Origin of the sequence: Rhodococcus sp. I2R (assembly GCF_020889545.1) — a bacterium.
Classification (GTDB): Bacteria; Actinomycetota; Actinomycetes; order Mycobacteriales; family Mycobacteriaceae; genus Rhodococcoides.
Map to the genome: position 1 here is coordinate 1 of NZ_JAHUTG010000057.1, position 4,015 is coordinate 4,015.

At 61.9% G+C, this 4,015-nt stretch carries 4 protein-coding genes and 2 pseudogenes; 2 read left to right on the top strand and 4 right to left on the bottom strand.

The genetic code is table 11. The annotated features are described in order from the left end of the window. Positions 1-150: 150 nt before the first annotated feature. Positions 151-840, bottom strand: coding sequence for a hypothetical protein (locus KVY23_RS24715; RefSeq protein ID WP_158050534.1), 690 nt, complete (start codon positions 838-840; stop codon positions 151-153). A gap of 128 nt (positions 841-968) precedes the next feature. On the opposite strand from KVY23_RS24715, the pseudogene KVY23_RS24720 reads away from it, so the two are divergent. Continuing rightward, positions 969-1,145, top strand: a pseudogene (locus KVY23_RS24720) (IS1380 family transposase); the annotation flags it as partial. A gap of 296 nt (positions 1,146-1,441) precedes the next feature. Next, positions 1,442-1,828: a VOC family protein gene (locus KVY23_RS25365; protein ID WP_363324734.1), complete on the top strand. Its 387-nt coding sequence runs from the start codon at positions 1,442-1,444 to the stop codon at positions 1,826-1,828. Between the two features lie 36 nt (positions 1,829-1,864). On the opposite strand, the gene KVY23_RS24725 is transcribed toward KVY23_RS25365, so the two are convergent. The 3 genes and pseudogenes from KVY23_RS24725 to KVY23_RS24735 all read right to left on the bottom strand — a co-directional run. Then, the gene (locus KVY23_RS24725) at positions 1,865-2,188 is read right to left on the bottom strand and encodes a hypothetical protein (protein WP_075837659.1); all 324 of its coding nucleotides are present in this window, start codon (positions 2,186-2,188) and stop codon (positions 1,865-1,867) included. Between the two features lie 286 nt (positions 2,189-2,474). Continuing rightward, a complete protein-coding gene (locus KVY23_RS24730) occupies positions 2,475-3,530 on the bottom strand; it encodes an IS3 family transposase (RefSeq protein WP_206511661.1) in 1,056 nt (351 codons plus the stop codon). Continuing rightward, positions 3,527-4,015, bottom strand: a pseudogene (locus tag KVY23_RS24735) (hypothetical protein); the annotation flags it as partial. The pseudogene KVY23_RS24735 and the gene KVY23_RS24730, both read right to left, overlap by 4 nt.

Here is a 4,015-nt window from a genome sequence, read left to right on the forward strand (position 1 = left end):
ACAACCCGGCACGAGAGGTCGGACGATCACCCACGCCCGCACTCCACTCGAAGCCGCACAACCAAACTCACAGCGACGCCATCAGTTGATCGGTGCATTCGGGCTTAAGCAGATAAGCAGTACTTTTGTTCGATATTGTGGCGGTAGTTCCTACCGGCGCGGCGAAAGGTCGATTCCCATGGCCACCGTCGACGCGGTCGCAGACCTCACAGGCCTCGACAAGAGCGCCCAACTCGACGTCCTACGCCGCAGCATGGCCACCGTCCCCGGCCGCCGCGACCACGCACCCGCCGAACTGCCCACCATCAACGCACGTGAACATGTCGGGCTCGTCGACGTGGCGGTAGGACCTGCCCGCAGGCCTAATTCTTGTTGACACAATGCCTTGTCCGGATCGAAGACACACAGCGCGAACGTGCCAGGGTAGATGGCAGGTTCGGATCGCTTCATCAGGCGCTTGATGCGGGTGCTGTCGGTGATGACAGTCCCGGTGAAGGCGGCGGCGGGACCGGTGACAGTGTGGGGGTGGTCGGTGGCGATGCTCATCAGATCTTCTCCGCGAGCGAGTGCCTGTTCGGCTTCGACCTCGGCGCCGAACCCCGAGTCCGAGGTGCCCGTATAGCCTTCGAACATCTGGATACTCAGATGACGGCAGGTGATCGCACCGCCGGGCCTGCGGGCGATGAACCAGTCCAGCGTCCTGCGGAACTGCCGAGTACTCAGAACCCACTGTTGGCCGTTGACCAGTGGAATCGACTCCGCCAGAGCGTGTTCGGTGCAGTAGGAGTTGATCCAGATCGCGAAGTCCTTCAGTTGGCCCGAGGTGGCTTTTGTGGTCAAGACACCGTGAGGATCGGATTCGCCTTTGAACGCCAGGCCAGTCAGGGTCCAGCGGTATGCGGTGCCATCGGTATCGCGGGCGGTGCTCAGACAACCGCGGCGTAGGTTTGATCTCGGCGTCCCGCATGACCATCACCGGCGACCCCGAGTTGAGGAAAGCAAACACCGACACCATCCGCCGGACATTGATCACCGTCCCCGCGCGGATCGCCTACTCCGCCCGGAAACTGACCCTGCACCTGCCCACCGACTGGCCGTGGGAGCAATCGTGGATAACGCTGTTCGACAGTCTCTTTCGCCGAAACCTTACCGAACACCAGCGAACCGACGACCTCCATGCCCACTCACGACACGAAAGACCCAGTGGAACAACCCGACACACCAGGACTGGCGATCACCCACACCATACCCGTCTCACTGGCGCACAAAGCAACTCACACCCGATACATCAGCGAATCGGTGGATTTCAGGTACAATCGACGGTCAGCTCGCTACATCTCAGGATGAGCGCGGTCCTCGGACTGAGATGTAGCGAGCGTGCAATCTTGGGCGCTGTCGGGGTAGCATCCGCTGAATGAGGCTGACGAGAACGGTACCTTCCATGCCGGTGCGCAGAATCGATGTTTCCATCGAATATTATTGTACTCGAATAGGTTTCAGTGTTTCTCACGCGGATGATTCCTTTGCGAAGCTTTGCCGTGACGATGCGGAGATACATCTATGGGTTGCGTTCGACGATTCCTGGCAGGAGCGGCCCGACTTCCGGTCCGAACCGGTGTGCAGTGGTGCCGAGAGTTTCATTGCAGGCACAGCGAGCTGCCGGATCGATGTCGATCTTGTCGATGAGCTATACATCGAGATGGCTGCGACCGGCGTACTTCACCCCGGCGACACCGGGAGTCCCATCGACACCGACTATGGCACTCGGGAATTCGCGGTTCTCGACCTCGACGGAAATCTCCTTACATTCGCTTGTCGAAGACACTGACACCACTCGAATCAAGCATTGCATGGTTACCTCGGTTCAGCGCCGCTGGCGATCGGTCGACGACACTACAGCGCGTACAAGGTCATCCAGGTCCGGAACACCGCTCAGACCCGACCGGGTCCAATACATCCGGCAGGCGATCGCCGGTGATCGATCTCGGCCGAGGAATGGGTCTACACCGTTGACCCGAAAGCTCGGCGAACCGACAAACCCGATTGCGGCGGCCTGATTCTCCGAATCGACGAGAGTCACCGTCACTGCGCCGCCGACCATTTCGGCTGCAGTCAAGGCTGCTCTCGCGAGCGCAGACGCGGCATCGGCATGCGGGCATTCCGGCACCACGAGTACCTCGATCTTCACCACGTCGACAGTAGCTCCTGCGGACGAATCAGTCGATTGCCAGGGCCGGCGGGGGCACTGAGTCAGCTGAAGGCCCTGGGTGGGTCGCGCCGACAGCGGTGGCGGTGCGGAACTGCGATCGCTACTTGGCCGAGAGTCCTGTTTCTGTCCGTGGCGTGGCTGTGGGAAAGACTTCGAGCACAAGCCGAGGTATCGGAGGGGATACAGCCACGCGGAGTCGGAGCATAAGAAGTGGGCCGACCGCTGCGGAACCTGTCAACCTTTCTGAGACAGAGTTTTCGTTTGTTTAGCCAGTCGGTTGGTCCTCCTCGGATGGCGGATTGATGGCGCTGATGGTGGGCAGTTTCGGTGGTTCGGGTGGTTTGCGGACAAACCGCTCCGGATGGGCTTGGAAGGCGCCGTCGAGGACGATGCCGCGCCTACGGCGGACCTCGTCAGCACGCCCGTAGTGCACGTCGGCGGGAGTGTGCATCGCGATCCCGGAATGGCGATGCTCGTCGTTGTACCAGCCGAAGAATTCTGCGCTGTGCATCCGCGATGCCTCGATCGTGTCGAATCGTTCGGGAAACCCGGGCCGGTACTTCATCGTCTTGAACTGAGATTCCGAAAATGGGTTGTCATTGGACACACGCGGACGCGAATGCGATTTGGTGACACCGAGATCGGCGAGCAGCAGCGCTACCGGTTTGCTGGTCATCGACGATCCGCGGTCAGCGTGCAAGGTCAACTGTCCGTCTGGAATATGTTGCGCCCGAATGGTTTGCCCGATCAACTTCTCTGCCAGGATCTGTGACTCACGGGAAGCGACCATCCACCCGACCACGTACCGGGAGTAGATGTCGAGGATCACGTACAGGTAGTAGTAGGTCCATTTCGCCGGGCCGTGCAGCTTCGTGATATCCCACGACCACACGGAATTCGGTTGGTGAGCAATCAGTTCCGGCTTCACCGTCGCCGGATGCTTGGCGTGACGGCGGCGCTCCCCGGTCAACCCGTGTTCACGCAGCAGCCGGTACATCGTCGACTCGCTGCACAGGTAGCTGCCTTCGTCGAGCAACGTCGCATACACACTGGCCGGGGCCATGTCGACGAACCGCTCCGAATTGAGCACCGCCAGCACCTGCTCACGCTCGGCGCACGTCAACGCCCGCGGTTGCGCACTGTCCGAGGCAGGAGCCAGCGACGGTGCGGCCGCGGGTGCGGCGGCAGGTGGTGATTTGTTGTGCGGTGGTGCGGGTTTCGTCCTGCCGCGATAGTAGCTCGCAGACGGACGCCCGGTCGCCACACACGCGGCGCGGGTTCCGATCAGCGGCGTCAGATCCCTGATCGCGGTGTCGATCATGCCCAGTGCCCGCTCTCGCCGATCTCCACGCTGCTCGATGAGAGCCCCTCCAAGAGCGCGGACAGTTCCCCCTGAATTCGGATCACCCTCCGCGCGGTCTCGAGCTCGGCCTTCAACCGTGCAACCTCGCCCGCATCCACCCGGCCGCCACCACCGGCGCCGACCGATGGCTTGGGACCCCGCCGGGCCGACAGCGCCTCGAGTGCGCCACGGTCGCGTTGCCGGCGCCACTCCACGATCAACGACGAATACAGATCCTCCCGCCGCAGGATCGCACCACGATCGCAGCGTTCGGCCCGCTCGTACTCCTCGACGATCGCCAACTTGTACTTCGCGGTGAACGTCCGCCGCTGCGCCCGCTCAGCCCGAATGCACCGATCAACTGATGGCGTCGCTGTGAGTTTGGTTGTGCGGCTTCGAGTGGAGTGCGGGCGTGGGTGATCGTCCGACCTCTCGTGCCGGGTTGTTCCACTGGGTCTTTCGCG

Excerpts from the sequence above, each read along its gene's own strand:
- KVY23_RS25365 (WP_363324734.1), top strand. The coding sequence starts at position 1,442 with ATGCCGGTGCGCAGAATCGATGTTTCCATCGAATATTATTGTACTCGA.
- KVY23_RS24730 (WP_206511661.1), bottom strand. The coding sequence starts at position 3,530 with ATGATCGACACCGCGATCAGGGATCTGACGCCGCTGATCGGAACCCGC.